The 23,320-nt window shown below is 43.7% G+C and carries 19 protein-coding genes, 1 pseudogene and 1 riboswitch; of the genes and pseudogenes, 11 read left to right on the top strand and 9 right to left on the bottom strand.

Features of this window, described 5'->3' with window-relative positions:
* Positions 1–143 precede the first annotated feature (143 nt).
* The gene (locus L4C44_RS17140) at positions 144–335 is read left to right on the top strand and encodes a hypothetical protein (protein ID WP_055318310.1); all 192 of its coding nucleotides are present in this window, start codon (positions 144–146) and stop codon (positions 333–335) included.
* Positions 336–481: 146 nt separating this feature from the next.
* On the opposite strand, the gene L4C44_RS17135 is transcribed toward L4C44_RS17140, so the two are convergent.
* On the bottom strand, positions 482–895 hold the full coding sequence (locus tag L4C44_RS17135; RefSeq protein ID WP_010438513.1) for a VF530 family protein: 414 nt from the start codon (positions 893–895) through the stop codon (positions 482–484).
* A gap of 429 nt (positions 896–1,324) precedes the next feature.
* Here L4C44_RS17135 and L4C44_RS17130 point away from each other — a divergent pair, with 429 nt between their 5' ends.
* Positions 1,325–2,485: an HD-GYP domain-containing protein gene (locus L4C44_RS17130; protein ID WP_428805450.1), complete on the top strand. Its 1,161-nt coding sequence runs from the start codon at positions 1,325–1,327 to the stop codon at positions 2,483–2,485.
* A 132-nt stretch (positions 2,486–2,617) separates the two neighbouring features.
* On the opposite strand, the gene gnd is transcribed toward L4C44_RS17130, so the two are convergent.
* The 5 genes from gnd to L4C44_RS17105 form a co-directional block, all read right to left on the bottom strand.
* On the bottom strand, positions 2,618–4,066 hold the full coding sequence (gene gnd / locus L4C44_RS17125; protein ID WP_428805449.1) for a decarboxylating NADP(+)-dependent phosphogluconate dehydrogenase: 1,449 nt from the start codon (positions 4,064–4,066) through the stop codon (positions 2,618–2,620).
* Positions 4,067–4,095: 29 nt separating this feature from the next.
* Positions 4,096–4,812, bottom strand: coding sequence for a 6-phosphogluconolactonase (gene pgl / locus L4C44_RS17120; RefSeq protein ID WP_428805503.1), 717 nt, complete (start codon positions 4,810–4,812; stop codon positions 4,096–4,098).
* A complete protein-coding gene (gene zwf / locus L4C44_RS17115) occupies positions 4,809–6,311 on the bottom strand; it encodes a glucose-6-phosphate dehydrogenase (protein WP_063524298.1) in 1,503 nt (500 codons plus the stop codon). Before zwf ends, pgl begins: the two co-directional genes overlap by 4 nt.
* Before the next feature lie 410 nt (positions 6,312–6,721).
* Positions 6,722–7,417 (bottom strand): response regulator, encoded by a 696-nt coding sequence (locus tag L4C44_RS17110; protein WP_146489957.1) that lies wholly within the window; start codon positions 7,415–7,417, stop codon positions 6,722–6,724.
* A 68-nt stretch (positions 7,418–7,485) separates the two neighbouring features.
* Positions 7,486–9,138, bottom strand: a complete 1,653-nt coding sequence (locus L4C44_RS17105) for an ATP-binding protein (protein WP_146489956.1) — start codon at positions 9,136–9,138, stop codon at positions 7,486–7,488.
* A 617-nt stretch (positions 9,139–9,755) separates the two neighbouring features.
* On the opposite strand from L4C44_RS17105, the gene L4C44_RS17100 reads away from it, so the two are divergent.
* The 6 genes from L4C44_RS17100 to L4C44_RS17075 all read left to right on the top strand — a co-directional run bounded on the left by L4C44_RS17100 (position 9,756) and on the right by L4C44_RS17075 (position 17,164).
* Complete coding sequence (locus L4C44_RS17100; protein WP_009846577.1) at positions 9,756–9,983, top strand: hypothetical protein; 228 nt, start codon at positions 9,756–9,758, stop codon at positions 9,981–9,983.
* 213 nt (positions 9,984–10,196) lie between these two features.
* Positions 10,197–11,651 carry a TolC family protein gene (locus L4C44_RS17095; RefSeq protein WP_428805448.1) on the top strand — a complete coding sequence of 485 codons (1,455 nt, stop codon included), beginning with the start codon at positions 10,197–10,199 and terminating at the stop codon, positions 11,649–11,651.
* A gap of 3 nt (positions 11,652–11,654) precedes the next feature.
* Positions 11,655–12,629, top strand: a complete 975-nt coding sequence (locus tag L4C44_RS17090; protein ID WP_146489954.1) for an HlyD family secretion protein — start codon at positions 11,655–11,657, stop codon at positions 12,627–12,629.
* 7 nt (positions 12,630–12,636) lie between these two features.
* Entirely contained in the window at positions 12,637–13,935 is a 1,299-nt protein-coding gene (locus L4C44_RS17085) for an ABC transporter permease (RefSeq protein ID WP_428805447.1), read from the top strand.
* Entirely contained in the window at positions 13,932–15,110 is a 1,179-nt protein-coding gene (locus L4C44_RS17080) for an ABC transporter permease (protein ID WP_428805446.1), read from the top strand. Before L4C44_RS17085 ends, L4C44_RS17080 begins: the two co-directional genes overlap by 4 nt.
* A gap of 512 nt (positions 15,111–15,622) precedes the next feature.
* Positions 15,623–17,164, top strand: coding sequence for an alanine/glycine:cation symporter family protein (locus tag L4C44_RS17075; RefSeq protein WP_146489951.1), 1,542 nt, complete (start codon positions 15,623–15,625; stop codon positions 17,162–17,164).
* Positions 17,165–17,310: 146 nt separating this feature from the next.
* On the opposite strand, the gene L4C44_RS17070 is transcribed toward L4C44_RS17075, so the two are convergent.
* A complete protein-coding gene (locus tag L4C44_RS17070) occupies positions 17,311–17,475 on the bottom strand; it encodes a hypothetical protein (RefSeq protein ID WP_372384131.1) in 165 nt (54 codons plus the stop codon).
* A gap of 231 nt (positions 17,476–17,706) precedes the next feature.
* Positions 17,707–18,951 carry an MFS transporter gene (locus tag L4C44_RS17065; RefSeq protein ID WP_428805445.1) on the bottom strand — a complete coding sequence of 415 codons (1,245 nt, stop codon included), beginning with the start codon at positions 18,949–18,951 and terminating at the stop codon, positions 17,707–17,709.
* A 104-nt stretch (positions 18,952–19,055) separates the two neighbouring features.
* Between L4C44_RS17065 and L4C44_RS17060 the strand changes: the two genes are divergently transcribed.
* Complete coding sequence (locus L4C44_RS17060; protein WP_428805502.1) at positions 19,056–19,958, top strand: LysR family transcriptional regulator; 903 nt, start codon at positions 19,056–19,058, stop codon at positions 19,956–19,958.
* Between the two features lie 91 nt (positions 19,959–20,049).
* Here L4C44_RS17060 and L4C44_RS17055 read toward each other — a convergent pair whose 3' ends face one another.
* The gene (locus tag L4C44_RS17055) at positions 20,050–20,784 is read right to left on the bottom strand and encodes a chromosome partitioning protein ParA (RefSeq protein ID WP_428805444.1); all 735 of its coding nucleotides are present in this window, start codon (positions 20,782–20,784) and stop codon (positions 20,050–20,052) included.
* A gap of 609 nt (positions 20,785–21,393) precedes the next feature.
* Positions 21,394–21,513: riboswitch (glycine riboswitch) on the top strand.
* A 128-nt stretch (positions 21,514–21,641) separates the two neighbouring features.
* On the opposite strand from L4C44_RS17055, the gene L4C44_RS17050 reads away from it, so the two are divergent.
* Together L4C44_RS17050 and L4C44_RS17045 are read left to right on the top strand one after the other, a co-directional pair.
* Positions 21,642–23,012, top strand: a complete 1,371-nt coding sequence (locus L4C44_RS17050) for an alanine/glycine:cation symporter family protein (RefSeq protein ID WP_428805443.1) — start codon at positions 21,642–21,644, stop codon at positions 23,010–23,012.
* A gap of 75 nt (positions 23,013–23,087) precedes the next feature.
* A pseudogene (locus tag L4C44_RS17045) lies at positions 23,088–23,320 on the top strand (helix-turn-helix domain-containing protein); the annotation flags it as partial.

Here is a 23,320-nt window from a genome sequence, read left to right as displayed (position 1 = left end):
CTTATAAAATAGCCAACCCAAAATATGTGAGACGAGTCCTTCAATTAGCAAATTTGATAACAATTTAGACTGTTTTTTAGCCTTTATTTTGCCAAAGGTGGGATAATTCTCCTGTCGAAAGTGAGACTTCATTAGGAGGCGTTATGAACACTAAACTCGGTCATGTCATGTCATCAAGTCGACTCATTTGCTTTGTCGCTTTTCTTGCTGCCACATTCGCGTGGATCCTAAAAATGCCCGCTCTGTTTTCTGTATCAGCGCTATTCTTACTGGTCAGTGCGATCGTTTATCTGACCGATCTTTGGAAGAATCAAAGAAAGAACCGCGAAGCTTAGCCATTTACGGTTTAAATCGAACGAATTAAAAAAGGAGCTCATAGGCTCCTTTTGTGTTTTTCGCTTATCTACTTAGGTGTATTAGTTAACAACACCTAATAACGACGCTTTGTTAACGACGCCCTTTTACTAGCGACGCCTTTCTATTAACGACGAAAGTTACGACCGTTACCGCCGCGGCGCTCTTTAAATGCAGACGCAGCTTTAGCTTGTGAAGCGTGGATAGACTCTACCGTCAATTCCATTGGTTCGCGAGGCTCTAGCCCATGGCGGAATGTACGTGAACGCGGAGGCATTTGGTATTCAATGTCCGACGCTTTAGGCATACGCTTGAAACGGTAAAGATAGAAGTTCTCAACCTTCTCACGAGCCCATTCCGTTTTCTTCAGGTATTTAACAGCACTTGCCACAGTCGGCTTAGTGTTAAAGCAGTTCATACGCATTGCCGCATCTAAGATTTCCCAACCATAATGATCCACTAATTCAGTGATCATGGTTTCAAGCTTTAAGCCATGTAGCGGGTTATTTTGTTGCAGTTCGATTCTTTCTTCTTCAGTCATAACATTACCTTTTTCAAGGCAACTAAAGGCCTTGAATTTACTCTAGAACACCGTCATCACTGACCATTTCTAGCTCAATCACTTGGGCATTACATCCATTGCCCTTATTTATGCCTTTATGATGGCATAAAGCATACTCGTTATCCTATTTATCTTTGAAATTAATTTCGAATTGGTCACTTAACACCCTACCTTAGCTCGCTATACAGACTAAGACATTCTGCGAACAAAACTCCCCCTTAAAGATTATGAAACTGGTTTAACTTAACAAAACCTACGGTAACCGTATGCAAAAGCCATATATTTAGTGATGTTATTAAAGTTTTTCAGTACGCAGTATTACATTTTAATAACACAGTGCTATGGTTTTATTGAATATCGAAACGGTAAAAACCCCCAATTAAACAATAACATAATTATAAATAAAGGTTGGCTTGCCACATGTTTGACTACTCCCATTTCAGTAGAGCTGCGGCCCAAGACAAGGACATCGTCGCCATAGTCGATGATCTCTTCCGGCTAGCTCGTGAACACTACCCCATATTATCTCGGCTATCCGTGGTGCTATGCAGTGAAAATAAAGCATCGAATTATTTTGTATCCGATTCACTGTGCCAAAACGCCAAGCATCACTACATCGAACAGGAGATCAAACCCAACTCTGCTTTGAGTCGTCTGGCTGAATCATTAGAAACAAGAATTGTTGATGACCTCTCTTTGATGAATCCGACCAAGCAAATCTCCCACCTACTCAAACTTGGTCATCAAAGTAGCTATACCACTCCAATCCACTACCAAGAGAGTAACCTCGGGTTCGTTTTCATCAACGCATCATGCACTGACTTTTTTGCTACGCAGACAATACAAAGTGACATCGCGTACCTCACTCAAGCGATTTCGAACCTGTTTGTGCAACTCTTCGAACGTCAGAGACATTTTCAGTCCTCATTAGCAATCGCCCTAAACATGGGGCACGCACGTGATCCTGAAACCAAGGAGCATCTGATTCGCATGGGAAAATACAGCGAGCAACTCGCACGTACGCTTTCGCACAGTAACAATGAGATTACCCACCAATTCGTTCACCGCATTCGCTTATATGCCCCATTTCACGACATAGGTAAGTACCGAATCCCAGACAAAGTGCTCTTCAGTACTAAGCGTTTTTCGGAAGAAGAAAGAAACATCATGAACAATCACACGATATATGGCGAAGAGATGATTGATGACGTGGTTGCACTTTCCCACCACAGCTCAATGTGTGGCGAAGAAGTTCAGTTCATCAAGAATATTGTACGTCACCATCATGAACGGTTTGATGGCTCAGGGTTGCCAGATGCGCTCATTGGGGAAGCGATTCCACTTGAGGCAAGAATTGTAACGCTAGCAGATGTGTTCGATGCTTTACTGAGTAAACGAGCTTACAAACACGCATGGTCAGCATCCAAGGTAATGGACTACATTGAAGCGCATACTGGGCTGATGTTTGATCCTGAGTGTGTGTCTGCGCTGAAGCACAACCTAGATGACTTCATTTCGATACGAGAGCAATACAGTGATATGCAAAGTCCACAAGCTGCGCTCGCTTAACGGGTTGTATTAAATTTACTTTACATGACTCTCTTTAAGAACCAACAAAAAAGGATGCCAATTGGCATCCTTTTGTTTTCTAGTTTACAGCTAATAAGAACAACAAAGTTCTTAACTGATTCTAACTAACGATTATACGTCGTAAGTTGTAGAAGCAGTGTCGCCGCCTGTACCAGTCCAGTTTGTGTGGAAGAACTCGCCACGTGGACGGTCAGTACGCTCGTAAGTGTGAGCACCGAAGTAGTCACGTTGAGCTTGAAGCAGGTTAGCTGGTAGACGTGCAGTTGTGTAACCGTCTAGGAAAGATAGCGCAGAAATCGTACATGGCATTGGGATACCAGACTCTAGAGATTTCGCTGCTACTTTACGCCATGCTACTAGGCTGCCTTGTAGGATGTTTTTGAAGTACTCGTCAGAACCCAGGAACGCAATGTCTGGGTTTGCTTCGTACGCATCACGAATGTTGCCTAGGAATGCAGAACGGATGATACAACCACCACGCCACATTAGCGCTACGTTACCGTAGTTTAGGTCCCAGCCGTTTTCGTTCGATGCTTCACGCATTAGCATGAAACCTTGAGCGTAAGAGATGATCTTAGAAGCCAGTAGAGCTTGACGTAGTGCATCAACCCACTCTTGCTTGTCGCCTTCAACTGGAGTGATTGTCTTCTCAAACAAAGCTTCAGCTTCAACACGTTGATCTTTCAGTGCAGATAGGCAACGAGAGAATACAGACTCAGAGATAAGTGTTAGAGGAATACCTAGGTCTAGTGCGTTGATACCTGTCCACTTACCAGTACCTTTTTGGCCTGCAGTGTCAAGGATTTTCTCAACTAGCGCTTCACCGTCTTCATCTTTGTAGCCAAGGATGTCAGCAGTGATTTCAACTAGGTAGCTGTCTAGCTCAGTCTTGTTCCAATCAGCAAATACAGCTTGCATCTCGTCAGCAGACATACCTAGGCCATCTTTCATGAACTGGTAAGCTTCAGTGATAAGCTGCATGTCGCCATATTCGATGCCGTTGTGTACCATCTTAACGAAGTGACCCGCACCGTCGTTACCAACCCAGTCACAACAAGGCTCGCCAGCGTCAGTTTTTGCAGAGATACCTTGGAAGATTGGCTTAACCGCTTCCCAAGCTTCAGCTGCGCCGCCTGGCATGATTGAAGGACCGAAACGAGCACCTTCTTCACCACCAGATACACCAGTACCGATGAAGTGAATGCCTTTTTCACGACAGTGCGCTACGCGACGGTTAGTGTCTGGGTAGTTAGTGTTACCACCATCAATGATGATGTCGCCTTCGTCTAGAAGTGGGATTAGGTTGTCGATGAACGTGTCTACAACGTCACCAGCACGAACCATAAGCATCACTTTACGTGGCGTTTCTAGTTTCTCAACTAGCTCTTCTAGAGAGTAAGCACCAACAATGTTAGTACCTTTAGCTGGACCTTCTAGAAACTCGTCTACTTTCGCAGCAGTACGGTTGTGAGCCACAACTTTGAAGCCGTGGTCGTTCATGTTTAGGATAAGGTTCTGACCCATTACTGCTAGGCCAATTACACCGATATCACCTTTCATTATTTATATCTCCTTGCGGCTAGTCGCACTTATGCGATAGCACTTGCTGCATTTGAATCTAGGAACCACTCTGTTTCACCAGTTTTAGACTGGATTTTCGCTGCCGGGTAAGGCAACTCTGAAGCAGGAGTAGTATGAATTTCTTTAACGATCTCAACTTTACCTGCACCCAGTACTAGGTAGCTGATTCGTTTTGCTGCTTCTAAAACTTTCGCAGTTTTAGAAACACGGATTTGACCAGACTCAGGGTGAGAAGCCAGTACAGACAGGTTCTCATCTTGGTAGTTTGTTGCACCCGGGAATAGTGAAGCCGTGTGGCCGTCTGCGCCAACACCTAGCAGAATCCAATCGAAAACAGGTGTGCCGTTTTCGCAAGGAATCACATCAGCCATCTCTTTAGCGAAACGCTCAGCTTCAGCTTTTGGCTCATCTTCACCACGAATACGGTGAATGTTCTCTGCAGGAAGGTTCACTTGAGAGAATAGAAGTGCGTTTGCTTCGCCGTAGTTGCTTTCAGCATCATCCGGTGCAACACAACGTTCATCACCCCACCAGAAGTGAAGGTTGTTCCATTGAATGCCTTCTGCGTATGGCGCTTGAGCCAATAGTTTGAAAAGCATTTTAGGTGTACTACCACCAGACAGTGAAATGTGAACAGGTTTTCCCTGCTCGCTGTACGCTTTCATTTCGTTTGCTAGGTTTTCAACAACTAGCTCTGGCGTTTCAAGGATCTTGTGGTTGATCATAGTTCGCAGTAATCCGTGTCTGTTAAGTTTTTGCATGGGAAACGCCATGCTCGGCCATCACGTTGCAGAAGTTCATCCGCTTCCTGTGGGCCCCAAGTACCACAAGCATAGCCAAACAGTGCTTGAGGATCTTGTTTGAAGTCTAAGATTGGTTGAACGTACTTCCAACATGCTTCTACCGCATCGGTACGTGCAAACAGAGTTGCGTCACCGTTTAGCGCATCAAGAAGCAGACGCTCGTAAGCTGTTAGCATTTGAGTTTCTGGCAAGTCAGAGTAAGAGAAGTTCATTTTCACTTCTTTTGCTTTGAAGCCTGCGCCTGGCTCTTTCAAACCAAAGCTCATCTGAATACCTTCGTCCGGTTGGATACGGATAATCAGTTTGTTCTCTGGTGCATCTTGACCAAATACTGGGTGCGGCGTGTTCTTGAAGTGAATCACGATTTCCGTCACGCGTGTTGGTAAGCGTTTACCGGTACGCACGTAGAATGGAACCCCATTCCAACGCCAGTTATTGATGTGCGCTTTCAGACCAATGTAAGTTTCAGTACGAGAGTCATCTGCAACACCGTGCTCTTCACGGTAACCCAACAAGTGCTGGCCGCGAACGTCAGAAGCAGTGTACTGACCTAGCACTAGATCTTTACGCAGGTCTTCTTCTTCAAGAGGCTTCAGACACTGAAGTACTTTAACCACTTCGTCACGAATAGAGTCAGCATTAATTTGAGCTGGTGGTTCCATACCAACCATTGCTAATACTTGTAGCAAGTGGTTTTGGAACATATCACGAACTGCGCCAGAACCATCGTAGTAGCCGCCACGTTCTTCAACGCCAAGGAATTCTGCACCTGTGATTTCAACGTAATCAATAAAGTTACGGTTCCACAGTGGTTCAAACATCGCGTTTGAGAAACGAAGCACTAGAAGGTTTTGTACCGTCTCTTTACCTAAGTAGTGGTCGATACGGTAGATCTGGTGTTCTTGGAAGTGATGATGGATCTCTTCATCTAACGCTTGGGCAGAAGCTAAATCGTAACCAAATGGCTTCTCGATGATCAGACGGCGCCAGCCATTCGTTTCATCGTTAAGGCCATGCGCAGCAAGGTTTGCTGGGATAACACCGTACAGGCTTGGCGGCGTTGCCAAGTAGAATAAAGTGTTGTGGTTTTCGAATTGGTAGTCTTGCTCAAGTTTGTCTAGACGTTGTGCTAAACGAGCGTAATCGTCTACATCTGAAGTGTTGATCGCTTGGTAATGCAAATGTTCAATAAATGCATTCAGCGTCTCTGGTTCAGTTTGTTCCATTTCCTGAAGAGACTTCTTCAGCTTCTCACGGTAAGACTCATCGCTGTACTCAGTACGGCTCACTCCAAGAATCGCAAAGGATTCTGGTAGTTGATTGCTAGCATACAGGTGGTACAAAGCAGGAATTAACTTACGGTAAGTTAGATCTCCCGACGCACCAAAAATAACGATGCTGCTGTTTTCAGGTATTACCATCATCTTTCCTATAAAAACAAGGTTTTTAGTATTCGCCAAAGGTATCAGCGACATACGAAAATAGATAATAGGTCTTAACTATTACATCAATAGTAAGCGCCTATTAAATTTGAGAATGCGTTTGGTAAACGAGGGTGAAAGCTATCACCTCTATTCGGGACGGTATTGTCTATGACTATTTGATTTACATCAACCACTGTGAAAGCAATCGATTAAATATTGACTCATTTCGAACAAATTCTAATCGATAGCTCCGTTCATTTGGCCCGAGGGAGAAGCAAATCAGCATTCTCAAACATTGTAGTCAAGAAAGAACGGTATCTGGTCGGTGGAGTGAGCAATAGGAAAGGAAGAGAAAGATAAAACCAGCTTATTCAACTGGCTTTATATTTATTTTGATGATGTCGTGTTTATCTTTGCGCTTTGTTATAGCAGCGCTCTGGGCGCCCTACGGTACCGTAATTTAAGTCCGCGACTAACTCGCCAGTCGTAATCAAAAACTCTAAATAGCGTCTGGCGGTGGTTCGGCTAGCACCAATTCGTTCTCCGGCTTCATCGGCGGTAATATTAACAGCATCAGCTTGTTGAAAAATGGCTCTGATCTTATCCAACGTTACGCCATCAATTCCTTTGGGTAAGGTTGATACTTTACCTGAGTCCGCTTTTGCATTGGCTTGCAGCATCTTGTCGACCAAGCCTTGATTAAGGTCAGACACACTTTCAAACTCTTGCTGTTGAGATTGATACTTTTTCAGTGCCGCTTCCAACCGAGGAAACATCACTGGTTTGAGTAGATAGTCCACTACTCCACCGCGCATTGCCTGCTGTAACGTATCCACATCTCGGGCTGCCGTAATCAAGATCACATCACACCCTTGGTTGCTCCCTCTTACATGATTAAGAATATCGAGCCCACAACCATCAGGCAGATATACATCCAATAGCACCAAATCAGGCTTTAAAATGTCTAATTGCATTAGAGCCTCAGAATGTGTTGTCGCAATCCCGACCACATCAAAGCCACCCATCTGTTCTAAATAACGATGGTGCAGCTCTGCAATCGCAATATCATCTTCAATAACCATGACTCTCGTGATTGCATTCATTTATGTTCTTCCTTTAACCATGCTTTTCCCGTCACGATGATCTTAGTAAGATCGCTCGTGCTTAATTGTTATTGTTCTTCTTTTGGTAGATAAACCGTCATTCGCGTACCAAAATCGTGGTTGTCGACCATTTCAAGCTGTCCCTGGTACCTGTCTGCCAGTTGTTTAATCAGATACAAACCAACACCGCGATTTTGCTTCGCTTTGCTCGATACACCTTTTTCAGTGAGTGCTTTCGTCGCCAAATCTTTCGGTAAACCACACCCTTTATCTTCTACTTCTACAATAATTTCATTACCAAAATCACTGATTGATACTTCAATAACCCGACGTGCTGGGGCAATTTGTCCCTCTTGCTTAATGGCCGTCATGGTGGCATCAAAGGCGTTATCAATCAGATTACCAAGAATTGTGACAACGTCATCCGCGTTCAACCAGCTAGGTAGCGCTTCAAGCCTTGAGCCTTCTTCAACTTTAAGCTCTAAACCAATTTCTCTCGCTCGCTCCGTTTTCCCAAGGAGCATGCCTGCGATGAGCGGATCTTTAACAGTTTCACGCAAGAACTCGATAAGGCTTTGATAGTGTGCTGTTTCTTGGCCAATCAGTTGTTGTACCGAGTCCAACTCGCCCATCTGGATCAAGCCACTGATAGTGTTGAGCTTGTTTTGATGCTCGTGGGTTTGTGAACGCAGTAGATCAGCATATTCTTTGGTTTGTGAGAGCTGGTCTGTCAAATCGTTGATTTCATCTCGTAATCGGAAACTCGATACCGCCCCGACCACCTCACCAGCCACTATAATCGGGCTGCGGTTGGCAATGATTCGCTTATTGTTTAAATACAATTCAACATCGTGGTCTGTGTCGCCGGTTGATAGCAGTTGTTCTAAATCACTGCCTGGCAATACATCAGAAAGGCGCTGTTGGTTGAGTGCTTTATCCCTGTCTATCGACAAAATATCGCAGGCACTCTTATTAATAGAACGCAAAATGCCGTGCTTATCGATGCTCAGAATACCCTCTTTCACGGTACTCATGGTTACGTCTAACTCGACATACAGTCGGCCTATCTCTTCAGGTTCAAAGCCTAAAATAGCGCGCTGAAAACGGCGAGATACATAGCTAGAAATCAAAGCATTGACGGCAACCACCAGCAACGCCATCACAATTAAAAAAGCTAAATACGGTTCGATTCGATCTTGTAAAGAATCCAATAAGTAACCAACTGACACGACACCAATGACGTGCCCTTGCGTGTCTTTAACCGCGGATTTACCACGAACTGAAAAACCAAGCGATCCTTTGGCCGTCGATACATAAGACTCACCCAATACCAGCGCTTTTTGATTATCACCACCACGCATTGGTTTGCCGAGCCTGTCATCGTAAGGGTGAATCAGGCGAATTCCCTGTTCATCTCCCACAACAATAAACGCTGCCCCAATGAGCTGGGTAAGGTTACGAAATTTAACTTGGGTTTCTTCAGACAAAACGTAGGGAACGCCATTAGCGTCCACACTTTCATTTTCTTGAATAATGGTGGTGACAAGTGGTGATTCAGATAGAAATTCAGCAACACCTAACGCTTTCAACCCCATCTCTTGCTCTTGAGATTGTTTGATGTAGTAAAAGCCAGCCGCTGAAAGTATCAAAAGTTCAACGAGGCCAGTGACCGTCATGATAATCAGTAACCTTTTACGGAAACTGATACTGCTCCATTTCATATACCACCGTCCCTAGTGTTAGACGATCAATGTTAACACCAAGTTAACTAGATGACATTTCTACTTAAGCGAATTTGTGACTGTTACTCAACTAAATAATTGAGCGGATTATTAATTGATATTCCTTTACGTTGTGCAACTCGGGCAATCGTGCACTTTTAGAACGGATTAGATAAAAAAGACAAATAACTGAATATATATTGAGCTAGATCACTAAACTTTTAGCTGTTTTTTAGGTTGTTCAAAATAAATACAATTATAATAGTTGCATATGAAGGAGTTTATTGTTGCCGGGCTATACGTTGCAATTTTAAGGCAGCGCTTTAAACCGAAGTTTCGGTTAACAAAACGACAACAACTCTTCACTCACTGGACGTATCGATAAGTAAAAGTTGCGCGCTCGCAGTTACGAATGATGATCAAACGGATTAAGTTTCTCCCCTATTCATCCATCGCCATTTTCAAACTCGGCTAGCCAAACAACGAAGAGGTGACTGATAAAAGCAGCACCCAATAATGAAGCATTGATGAGCAGGAAGTATCGATCAATGGCAACGTCCAATAGAAACAGGATAAAAAACATAACGTATAAACATTGTTGAAAAGGAAACCAGGCAATGAAACGCGATAACTTTGGAATTTGTCTTACTAAGACTATGCTGTTCAAACACTTACAATCGACTTTTACTCACGTAAGAGCCTATGAGAAAGACGGTACCTCCCCTCTCGATCTCAAGGTATTGTTAGCGTTCCCGCAAATGTCAGGTAGAGATTTATTACAAACAATGCAAGGATCAAGACAATTAGTGTGGCGCGCCGATCACCATTGTCCTAGCTTTAAATAAGCCACTTCATTTTGTAAAAACACTTCTATACTGAACTTAAAGAGCACGTCTGTCGTGCTCTTTTCGTGTCAGTGATCTTTGTCTCCTGCATCACGTATTTTATTACATATACTTAACGAGTTATGCGCGTTTCTGAACATATGAGACAATCAACTCAAGACAAATGACTATCACCCTGTTAACATTAGAGTTAATACTCTAATTTGGTATTTAATGCAGATGACCAAACCAAAATTCCGATACCTTGCGATCGCCAGTATTCTTCTCGGCACCATGACTTCGCCAGGCTATGCAGCTCCGCTCACTTTTTCTGAAGCGTGGCAAATATTACAAGAAAACAACAACTCACTTGCGGCTCAACAAGCTAACGTTGAGCGTTATCAACACCTGCAGAACTCAACAAGTAGTCTCAACTTGCCTTCAATTACCTTAGGGGCTAACTACACGCACCTTGATAGTGACGTGACGATTAACGGTAAACAGTTCACTGACAGCTTAAGTGGTGTACCAAACTTAGGCGCAGTTGGAGGTATTCTTCAGCCTATATTAAGTGGGCTTGGCGGCGTTACCTCAACCATCACTGAACAAGACATCTTCAGCTCTTCCATCCGTGCTATTTGGCCTATCTTTACCGGCGGACGAATTACCGCTGCGCAAAATGCTGCGGAAGGTAAAAGCGAAGAAGCACAAAGCCAGCTATTGATGGAGAGACAAGCTCGCTACGAAGACTTAAGTAAATATTACTTCTCAGTGATCTTAGCGGAAGACGTAGTAAAGACGCGCCAAGCCGTTGAAGCGGGCTTAACTCAGCACCGTGACTTCGCCATCAAGCTTGAGCAGCAAGGGCAAATCGCACGAGTAGAACGCCTACAAGCCGATGCTTCTTTAGATAAAGCGATTGTAGAGCGTACTAAAGCTCAGAACGATCTCAAAATTGCTCAATTAGCACTGACTCAGATCCTTGGTCAAAGTGAAAGTGTAGAACCGTCAGAGCAACTGTTTATCAATAAGAACCTGCCTCATATGGACGTGTTCATTGACCAAACATTGATGACCTACCCTGGCCTTAAAATTCTTGATGCAAAAGAGAAACAAGCAAGCAGCTTAATTAAAGCAGAGAAAGGTAAATACTACCCAGAAGTTTACCTTTACGGTGACTACAGCCTATATGAAGATGACTCTCTAGCCAGTGAAATGAAACCCGATTGGTTGGTTGGCATTGGTGTGAATGTGCCACTGCTTGACACTTCTGGCCGTTCCGACAAAGTCGCCGCCGCTCACAGCGCCGTATCGCAGGTTCAATATCTAAAGTCACAAGCAAAGCAAGACTTAACCGTATTGGTACAAAAGACTTATCTTGAAGCAAACCAAGCAATTGAAGAGGTTCAAGGCCTAAACTCAAGCTTGTCATTGGCTCAAGAAAACCTCTTACTTCGTAAAAAAGCCTTCACTCAAGGGCTTTCTAACTCGCTAGAAGTGGTTGATGCCGAGCTCTATCTTGCGAGCATTAAAACCCAGCAATCTGCTGCGCGATTCAAATACCTAATCTCTCTCAACAAGCTATTAGCGCTAACCAGCGAAATGAACGCTTACTCGAGTTACTTAACCTCCTCTGTTCCGTCTGATTTCGACTCAAAAACAGACACCGATAGCCAGTCAAAAGGATAATTCATGAAACCTATTAAGCCCCTTCTTCTATCTTTAGTTGGTATCGGCGTTATTGGCTGGGTCGGATACAGTTTCTACCAAGCTTATCAACCTCAGCCGGTTAAGCTTCAAGGCCAAATCGATGCGCAGCAATACAGCATCTCATCGAAAGTACCCGGCAGAATTGATGAAATATTCGTGCGCAAAGGCGATTCAGTTGAAAAAGGCGAGTTGATATTTTCTCTTCTTAGCCCTGAAATTGATGCGAAGCTAGAACAAGCAAAAGCGGGACAAAAAGCCGCTGGCGCACTAGCACAAGAAGCAGAAAATGGCGCACGTACTCAACAGATCCAAGCCGCTAAAGACCAATGGTTAAAAGCCAAAGCGGCGGCTGATCTGATGGACAAAACTTACCAACGCGTAAACAACCTTTACAACGATGGTGTGGTTGCCGAACAGAAACGTGATGAAGCGAAAACACAGTGGCAAGCAGCGAAGTACACCGAAAGCGCTGCATTCCAAATGTATCAATTGGCGCAAGAAGGTGCTCGTGACGAAACCAAAGTGGCAGCCGCTCAAAAAGCATTAATGGCAGCAGGTGCAGTAGCGGAAGTTGAAGCTTACGCAAAAGACACACAGATCCACAGCTGGTTTAATGGCGAAGTCTCTCAGGTTCTATTGAGCAGAGGAGAACTCGCGCCACAAGGCTTCCCTGTTGTGACTGTTATCGACACCAAGGATGCTTGGGCCGTACTCAATGTGCGTGAAGACATGCTTAAGCATTTCAATAAAGGCAGCCAGTTTGAGGCATATCTACCGGCTCTGGATAAATCATTAACTTTCCAAGTAACTCACATCGCCGTAATGGGTGATTTCGCGACTTGGCGTTCCACTGACGCAGCACAAGGCTTCGACTTACGTACTTTTGAAGTAGAAGCTCACCCTGTCGACACGGACGAAACATTGCGCATGGGTATGAGCCTTGTGGTTGAGCTTTAGGTGACTTATGTCTGCTAACTTTCGATCTACAGGAACGCGATCTACAGGCTCACAATCTAGAAGCTCGCAATCACCAGAGCATCATAGAGTGAAGAGTACCTTGCTTAGGCAGTGGGCGATTGTACGTAAAGACAAATGGTTGTTGTCTTGCCTAACTTGGCTCCCTTTGATGCTTGCTGCCAGTATCTGGCTGATTTTTTCACAAGGAATCGCTCGTGACTTACCGGTTGCAGTTGTCGACCTTGAGCACAGTCAAATCTCGCAACAGTTCACACGTCTTGTTGATGCATCACCAACGCTGCAAGTCACTCACAAATACAGCTCGGCGAGTGAAGCGGCGAAAGCGATGATTGAACGCGATATCTATGGTTATGTTGTGATACCAAGGCACTTCGACCGAGATCTTCTGCTCGGTTTGAATCCACAAGTGTCCGTGTTCTACAACAGCCAATTTATCTTGATCGGTAAGCTGGTGAACTCAGCGTTGCTGCAGGCTCAAGGGACTTTTAACGCGCAACTTGAAGTCGTGAGACAACTGTCACACGGCGATACCACGGTGCAATCAGCATTAGGCCAAGCAGTAACAGTGCAAAGCCAGATCACGCCACTGTTCAACAAGAACACCAGTTATGCTCAGTTCTTGGTGTCTGCGGTTATTCCTGCGCTGTGGCAGATTATGATTGTGGTAGGCACGATACTGATCCTAACAGCGAACGTTAGAGCTCGTGGCCTTCAAGCTTGGTTATCCAACGCCCCTATGAAGTCACTCGCATCAACATTAACGCCCTATCTTGTCTTGTTTTTGATGTTTGGTATCGCGTTTAGTTTTTGGTTCTATATCCTCTTAGAGTGGCCATTTAACGGCAGCTTTGTGGCATTGACCATTGCCCAACTGCTTACCGTGATTAGTTGTATCATCATGGGATGTTTGTTTTTCTTCTTAACACTTGATCCAGCAAGGGCAATGAGCTTCGCTGGCGCCTTCACGGCACCAAGCTTTGCGTTTATGGGAATCACTTTTCCAGTGACTGACATGAACACGGCAGCTCAAATCTGGAGAAGCTTATTGCCAGTGAGTCACTACATCGAAGTACAAACAGCACAATCAAGTTATGGCGTGAGCGCGGCACAATCGCTGATCAGCCTCTCTACTATGTTGTGGTACGCGGTTCCTGCTTTCGTGGTGATGTTGTTGATTAAGAAACACTTGGCGCAGTCAGCTCTGTCTGCACAAGCAACACAAGCAACACAAGCAACACAGCAAGAGAAACCAGAACTATCAGCACAACAAGGAGTAAAACGATGAGCTTTACTCAACTGCTCAAGCAAGAACTCTTAGCGGTACTGCGTAACCCTGTCGTGCTTCTTACGGTATTCGGTGGTGTGGTCTTCTATTCTTTCTTGTATCCATTGCCTTACGCGAACCAAGTTCCTCAACAGCTCAAAACTTCCGTTGTAAACTTGGACAAGAGTCAAAGCAGCTATCAATTAGAGCGAATGGTGGATGCCACCTCTCAAATCGAGTTGGTACGTCGAGACTCCAGCATCGCTGATGCAAAACAAGCCGTACTTAACCAAGAGATTGGCGGATTCCTCGTCATCCCAGAAGACTTCTATAAAGACTTACTGCTCGGTAAGAGCCCGACGCTTTCTTACGCGGGCGATGCTTCCTACTTCTTGGTATACGGAACCATTGTTGAAGGGCTTGCCAAGGCCGGAGGCACGCTAGCTGCGCAAGTAAAGGTCAGTCACTTATTAGTCGAAGGTGTACCTTTGGAATCCGCAGCCAAAGGCTACAGCGCATTCAGCTTGAACCTAAAACCCACCTTCAATAGCCGCATGGGATACATCGATTACGTAGTTCCAGCCGTCTTTGTGTTGATCCTGCAACAAACCTTAGCAATGGCTTCTGGTTTAGTTGGTGCAACCCAAAACGCTCAATCAACGTTTGGCTACTGGAGTAAAACCTCTCCGGCGAAACTGATTCTTGCTCGTTGTTGTACCTTAGTTGGCATTTATTACCTATTGTCGATGTACTACTTCGGCGCCAGCTTCTCAATGTACGGGATTAACTTGCTCGCCTCTATGACTCAAATTCTAACTCTACTGCTGCCTTTCTTATTGGCCAGTTGTTTAATCGGAATTTTTATCGGTGAGCTAGTACCAAGAAGAGAGCTAGTCACGGTTGTGGTGTTAATCAGTTCAATGCCACTGATCTTCTCTTCAGGTTTTATCTGGCCCGTTGAAATGATGCCTGAGTGGTTAGTGCTGTTATCCCAGTTATTCCCAAGCACACCAGCAATTCAAGGTTTCTTAGCGCTTAATCAGATGGGTGCATCTTGGCAGGAAGTAGCGTTTCAATGGACATTGCTGTGGGGACAAGTTGCGTTATGGGCTTCGTTATTAGCACTTAAGCTCTACCACAAATCGAGCAAAAGTAACGTTAACAATAGCACTGGCAGCAGCCATCGAGCGGCTTAGTCCTAAGTCTACAAACTAAGCAATAAGACTTCCCTCTCATCGAAAACCATTAAAAGCTCTGATATGAACAGGGCTTTTTTAATGTCCTCAGATTTACGTCCTCAGCCATCGAATGTCTAAGACTTTCAAAAGTACATCAACATTCACCAGTCGTTATAACTGCCACTGCATATGCCTTTTGCTACCTAAAAAAAGCCCACTTATACCCAAACAATGACGAAACTCGTACAATTGTAAATTTATTGTAAAAATTTCTTTGATGGCATTATTTTTATGTATAGGCTTGTCAGTAAGACTTGGTAAGCCGAATGCCATAGTCTTATTGGTGCACATACCAAAAGGATATACATATAAAGCAAGATCAGTACTTATATTTATTTCGTTTTTCGACCCAGCTACAACCGTTTATGTTGCCGTCGAATGAAGTGGATAAGTTACTGGAATATACAAAGCAAATAGAAAACAAACACAACAGCAACAAACATAATTTAATAAAAAAGACAGGGAAAACCATGAAAAACTTACGTGAATTATTTTTTGGGTTTATATTATTATTTAGTTCCAGTGCATTTGCAGAAGAAGGATCATTTAATCAAGCTATCAGCAACTTAAGTCAAAGTGTTGATGGATTTTTCAACGAATACACAGGTTGGTTCGTTGGACTGATATTTAAAAGCGTCCCTGTAGGTGAAGCAAGCTTTCCAATAATTGTTGGCTGGCTATTGCTCGCTGCAATTATCTTTACTGTTTACTTTGGCTTTGTTCAATTTAAACGTGTCGGGATGGCAATAGACATTATTAAAGGTAAGTACACAGACCCTAGTTCCAAACACGAAGGGGAAGTTTCTCACTTTCAAGCGTTAACAACCGCGCTTTCTGGAACTGTTGGGCTTGGTAATATTGCCGGTGTGGGTGCTGCACTTGCGATTGGCGGTCCTGGCGCGACATTCTGGATGATCTTGTGTGGCCTTCTGGGTATGGCTTCTAAATTCTGTGAGTGTACCTTAGGTGTGAAATACCGAACTATCCTACCTTCAGGTGTTGTTTCGGGTGGTCCAATGTACTATCTAAGCCAAGGCCTTGGTGAAAGAGGTTTAGGTGGACTAGGCAAAGTGCTCGCTATTGGCTTCGCACTGATGTGTATTTTAGGTGCATTGGGTGGCGGTAACATGTTCCAAGCTAACCAAGCACACGCGATGCTAACTTACGCATTTGATGTACCAAGTGAATACGGTGTGATCACTGGCCTTGTACTCGCCTCTTTAGTTTTCTCTGTGATTGTTGGTGGTATGCCTTCTATCGCATCGGTAACGGAAAAAGTTGTTCCTTGGATGGCTGCTCTGTATATCGGTATGGCTCTGATTGTAATCGGTTCTAACCTTGATCAAGTTGGTCCTGCGTTCAGCGCAATCTTTACAGGTGCATTTACTGGTGAAGGTGTCGTTGGTGGCTTCATTGGTGCGTTAATCCAAGGCTTGAAGCGTGCAACATTCTCGAACGAAGCAGGTGTAGGTTCAGCAGCTATCGCTCACTCAGCGGTTAAAACAAAAGAGCCAATCACCGAAGGTCTAGTATCACTATTAGAACCGTTCGTTGATACGGTAATCATTTGTACAATGACAGCATTGGTTATCACTATCGCTGGCTTAAATGTAGGTCCATTCGATGGTTCTGGTTTAACGGGTGTAACACTTACTGCAGCATCGTTTACTGAAACTGCAGAAGTATTTAAATACACACTTGCTCTTGCGGTAATCATGTTTGCGTTTTCGACAATGATCTCTTGGTCGTACTACGGTCTTAAGGCGTGGACTTACCTATTTGGTGAAGGCAAAACAACGGAACTGATTTTTAAAGTGATGTTTTGTGTGTTTGTTGTTATTGGTGCCACGATTCAGTTTGGCGCGGTAATCGACTTCTCTGACGCGGCTATCTTTGCAATGTCTATCTTCAACATTCTTGGTCTGTACTTCTTGATGCCAGTTGTGAAGAAGGAACTGCAATCATTTGTTGCTCGCGTGAAATCTGGCGAAATCAAAACTTACGAGAAATAACTTCTCTTCAGTGCTTATCGTCAAATAACACTGTTCTAAAAATTTTTGTAATACCCTTTGCTTGAGAAAGCGAGAACAGTACTGCAATTAACCTAAAATCCCTACCAGCTTTGCTTGTGGGGATTTTTTATGTTTGAATTGTTAGGCTAGCAGCTATCCTCAATGCCTTGCTGACTCTTTTCACTATCGTGCTCAACGTCGATACGACGAACCAACTCTTCTACTTCGATCATCTCTTTTTGTGCTAGTGACAAACGACAATCATCGAAACAATAAGCCATGGTGCAGTTCTCACACTGATATTCATTCATGGTTTATTCCCTGTCCATTGAGATGATCTAATCAAAGAATGACAACAGACCGCGTGTTCATCCTAGAACAACGCTATTATGCTGTTTCTCAACCCTATAAATATGCGTGCACTGTCACCAAATATTCAATTAAGCACATATTAAAACTATTTTACGGCTCTAATCACGAATAGCTTGGTAATAGTGTGAAAACGGCTATGAACCATTCAAAAATGCAATGAGCACTTGTGGTCACTTAGCAGTATGCAAGCCCTTCCCTCTGTTATGAGCGCACCAAAGCAAAGGAACACACAGAACAATACAAACTGCGACATAGACCAAAACATCAAAATCCAAAGATGAGTCAGATTGCGACTGTACCAAGGAGCTACTAAACAGCCCTCCAAATCCGACAGCAAAATGTTGTAGGGAACTTTGTATACGAATTAAAAGCATACGTTTATTAGGACTAAGAGCGTTAATCAGCTCAACAGATATCACTAAAGTTCGTGTTGAGCTCACCACTACAAATACAATAAAAGCAGCAGCTGCATTTCCGACATTTAAGGAACTAAAACCCAAGACGATAGAAATAACCATCGCCAATGATAAGCATGTAATAAGGAGGAAAACCGCTTTGTTGGAAACTCGAATACGCCCGAAGATTTGCATTGCAACAAAAGAACAGGTCCCGCTAATCACATAGCAATACCCTAGTAAAGTTGGCGATATTCCTAGGTTCACCTCGAGCATAACTGGAAACTGAGTCGAGATCAGAAAAGTACCGAGCACGGTGCCGAATGCCAAACAAATCGCAAAACGAAGATCCCGACTATATAGAAATTCAGTTAACGTAAATGGCTGATTATCTGTGCCTATCGACTTTGTATCTTCTGGTTTTGATAGAATTGATGGTGACAGAAACACCACGACACCAATCATGAATAGTGAGCCAGCAATCACCTGGAAACTCATTTGCCAATCACTCACGGAGGACAAAATAATAAGCGCTGGTACACCCACACTTAACGCTAATGGAAACGAACTCAGTAATACAGCGATGTTTCGCTTTCGATCACTGTCACCAGAGCGCAAGGTAAGATAATTCAGATTTAGAACAGCTAATGCCCCACCGAAAAATCCCGAGATCACTCTAAAAGCAAGCAAACCATTAAAATCAGTGATCAACGTTGATAGCCAAGTCGTCATAGCTAAACCTACAACGCAGATACATACTCTTTTTATTTCTCTATCCGGGTCTGTTGTGCCTTTCGTGAATAAACATATGATTGCCGCTGCGATCGCATACGCAGAAACAAGATAACCAGCTTGTGAGGCATCTTCTTCTAGGCTTAAGCTTATTGTTGAACTTAACGGGACAATAATAAGAGCATCAAGTGCAACTAAGAAGTGAATAACAAAACAACCAAAAACAACGCGACGTGGTAACGAAGTCTTACTTGGTAACAAAGACTTAATACGATTTATAATGAACAAACTTCACCCTACTGTACTGATTGGTAATGGTGTTATTGTACAAAGTGAAACAGGTCAACAAAGTAGCTATTGTTGGTTACATAATCCAAGAATTTGGGATAAAGATGATCGATCAAATAGAACAGCAATGGCTTAGAAGCTTTCATAGCGTTTTCGAGAACAATAGCTTTAAAAGAGCAGCAGAATTTTTAGATTTACCAACATCAAACGTTAGCCGACACATAGCCCTATTAGAAGAAAAGCTCAACACTCGGTTGTTTGAAAGAACCACCCGAAAAATAGCGCCAACAGAAGCCGGCGAGAAACTATACCAATCGACACAATCTCTATTAGATCAGCTTAATGAAGCACTAGAGGGAGTAACACGATATTCACACGGCATAGAGGGGCAATTAAGAATATTGATGCCAGACACACCTGCTCTCGCGCAGGCTGTAATTTCGTTCTGTACTGAGCACCCCAAAGTTTCACTCTGTTGTGATACGAACTTGAGCCCCAAAGGCGATCTGCTTGATGGGTTTGATGTTATCTTGAGTTTTGGTCGAGGTAAGTTGGCCGATAGTAATTGGATTGCACGAGAAATTCGACGTTGGCCGAGTGTAGTTGTTGCGGCACCAAAGTTAATTCAAGACTCCAAGCGCCCTTTTCAAATAACAGATTTACTCCACGTACCCTGTATTAGCAGCTTAACAGCATTGAATGGAACACCCTGGATATTCAAGAGCACAGATGGTGAACTGATTACCCAAAAAGTAAATTCATCATTTAGAGTAAACAGTGGAAGCCTCGCCAAAGCCGGTGCCTTAGCTGGACTTGGATTTTCTATATTGCCACTTGAAGCCTGTCTCGGAGACATCAAGGTAGGCTCTCTAGAAGTCGTTGAGCTTGAGTATAAACCTGAAGATTTGGTCTTATATGCTTTCTACGCATCAAGAAAACACCTAGCAAAGAAGATATCGATGTTTGTAGAGCACTTACAAACTTGTCCAGCTCACCTACAAAAATAATCTAGAACGAAAAACGCCCACACCATTTTCATGATGTGGGCGTTTGAATAGTTATAGCGATAACCAAAGATGAATGATTAAAGGTTTGAGTTTATAAACCCATCTCTTCGGTTAGCGTTTTGATTTGCTTGAGATCCATGGTGTGGACTTCAATCATCTGTCTGATATCACTCAGTCTAGAGTTAGCATTATCTTGTTTCTCACAAGCGTCAGATTTCGCATCCCATGATGTGCCATCTAAGAACACATCACACGCTTTCTTAAGTGAACCAAGGTTCTGTTCAAGCTCGTCTCTTTCTTTCTCAAGCTTTTCAAGTTCTTGAGATATTTGTAATTCTTTACGGAACAGTTCACGAGAACGTTCAAACAAGGTCGACTGCATATCCGCCTGACGGTTTAGCTTTTGATTATATTGCTCAGTTTTATCTAGCGTTTGCTTTTGTTCGTTTAACTGCTGCTCTAACGAGTAGTTCGCCTTTTCTAAAACCGCAGATTGTTTCGCTAACTCTTGAAGCTCTTTTTGATGCTCTTCCGCTTGCTTTGCTAGCGCAACTTCGACTTTGGCGTCGATCTCGGTATCAACTTTTGCCACTTTAGCTTCAACCGATGTCATCAATTCTGTTTTACTGTCGCGCAGTTCTTGATAACGGGTTTCGAGTACCTGATAAGTGGACTCCCACTTCGAAGCCGTGACTGTAGAACCGATTAAGCCACCCAGTGCTAAACCTATAACCGCAGCAATGCCGATATAGAGCTGACTGCGCTTATCGCGTTCTTCAATAACAACAACTTCATCTTGTTCGCTTTGTCCAGATTGCTGGTTCACTAGCGGGTACTCCCAAAAATTTGTTTAACGTTACACGGTCACTGGCACTGATGCCAATACTGATAGTGTAGGCTCAGTTAAACCTATCGCTCAAGCCAGAAGCACTTAAGCTTTGCTAACACATTCATCCCAACTGTCTACAGAGAGGTTTAACGAGTTAACTCCGAAATCATCAAGCTGGCAGTATACAAAAGGAAGCTACTTACGATAACTATCACAACCCCTTTTTGCAGTTTTTCGTTTGTCCGGTAACGAAATAGTACAAATGCCAAAGCCAATAAAAAAACAATCGCTATTAGTCGAGTCATAACTCCTCCTTGTTTCTCTATTTTATACCATTTAAATAAGCAAGTTACGTCAGAGACTCGTTGTTTGATCATTTAGTTGAACAACATTTGTGCAAACAGATATTTTGTAGCTGACATCACATTTTATATGATCTAGGATACGCCTACAGATTACCTAATCATTTAGGTAATTGTTCCGATGAAGACTGCAGGAGAGTGGTTTTTAACTAAATATTAACATTTAGTTAGATTGACCCGCCGAAGAAGTAAATCTTTCAGGTGCTTTATGCTGGAGAAATCCAGAAAAGTGAGGACTGTCGTTGGAGGAACCTCTGGAGAGAACCGTTAGATCGGTCGCCGAAGGAGCAAGCTTAGTGCCCGTTACTTATCTATAAGTGATTCGCTAAGTGAAACTCTCAGGCAAAAGGACAGAGGAGTGGAAAGCAACAGCCTTAATTAACAAAAGAATTCTATCTAGAAATCCGTATGTATTAAGTAGTGCTCCCGATCCCAGTGATCTGCACTGCCTTCCCTCTTCTCCTTAAATTTTTAATTTATTAAGGGGAATCTATGAACCACCTACAAGCTACACTACAAACCATCAACCAATTCGTTTGGGGACCACCACTGCTTATTCTGCTAGTGGGTACAGGTATCTACTTTACTTTTCGCTTAGGCTTACTCCAGTTTAGACACCTCCCAACCGCGCTAAAAATGGTATTCAGCAAAGACAAATCCGGTACGGGTGACGTATCAAGTTTTGCCGCTTTGTGTACCGCGCTTTCCGCAACCATTGGTACAGGTAACATCGTTGGTGTAGCGACCGCAATCAAGATTGGTGGCCCTGGTGCCCTATTCTGGATGTGGCTTGCCGCTGTATTTGGCATGGCGACCAAATACGCAGAATGTCTACTTGCCGTTAAATACCGCAGAACCGATAGCAATGGCGAAATGGTTGGTGGCCCAATGTACTACCTGCAATACGGTGTCGGCTCACGAATCTTGGCGGTAATGTTCGCTGTCTTCGCGCTCGGTGTTGCCTGCTTCGGTATTGGTACCTTCCCACAAGTAAACGCTATCTTAGACGCAACTCAAATTTCATTTGGTGCTTCTCGTGAGATGTCTGCTGTCGTTCTAACGATACTAGTGGCAGTGGTAACCCTTGGTGGTATTCAATCTATCGCTAAGGTGGCAGGGAAAGTTGTTCCTACGATGGCGGTTATGTACGTTGTCGCATGTTTAAGCGTTCTGATTTCAAATGCAGACCAACTGTTGAATGCTATTACCCTTGTTGTTACCTCTGCGTTTACCAACACAGCAGCAACCGGTGGTTTCTTTGGTGCAAGCATCATGCTTGCTATCCAATCAGGCATCGCTCGTGGTGTGTTCTCGAACGAATCTGGTCTAGGTAGCGCACCAATGGCGGCGGCGGCGGCAAAAACAGATTCATGCGTGAAGCAAGGCCTTGTATCTATGACAGGTACCTTCTTCGATACCATCATCATCTGTACCATGACAGGTTTGGCGCTTATCTTAACGGGCGCTTGGCAAACGGACCTGTCTGGTGCTGCGATGACCACTCATGCATTCGCCGTTGGTTTGAATGCAGACACCCTTGGCCCTATGTTGGTTTCTGTTGGCCTGATCTTCTTTGCGTTTACAACAATTTTAGGTTGGAACTACTACGGTGAGCGCTGCGTTGTGTTCTTGCTAGGTACCAAAGCAGTATTGCCTTACAAGATAATATTCATCGCATTAGTGGCTTCTGGAGCATTCCTAAAGCTCGACATGATCTGGATAATGGCCGATATCGTGAACGGCCTGATGGCAATTCCAAACCTGATCGGCCTTATTTTACTACGCCACGTGGTTATCGAAGAAACTAAGCTGTTCTTCAAACCTTTAACGTCTTCAAACGATTGTAAAGCTGTAAAAGCATAATCAGAATTGATTGAACCAAAGCCCGCATTTGAACTGACCCCCAATAGTTGGACACCAATTATTGGGGGTCTTTTTATGTCCAAATATAGCCGAGAGCTAAAATGTATCATTGCTAAGCAATACTTAGATGGCACGTCATCTCTCTACTTAGCAAAACAATATTCAATTTCTTCAAGACAGATACGGTATTGGGCTCAAGTCTTTGCCATCCATGGTACTGATTCATTTTTACCAACTAACCATGCGGCTACTGCTCAGACAAAACGAAAAGCATTGAATTTAATGTGGACGAATGAATGGTCTGGTCT

Source organism: Vibrio satsumensis, assembly GCF_050337435.1.
In the GTDB taxonomy this organism is placed as follows: domain Bacteria; phylum Pseudomonadota; class Gammaproteobacteria; order Enterobacterales; family Vibrionaceae; genus Vibrio; species Vibrio satsumensis.
Note: the sequence above shows the minus strand (reverse complement) of the source record. Positions and strands in the feature narration are given on the sequence as shown.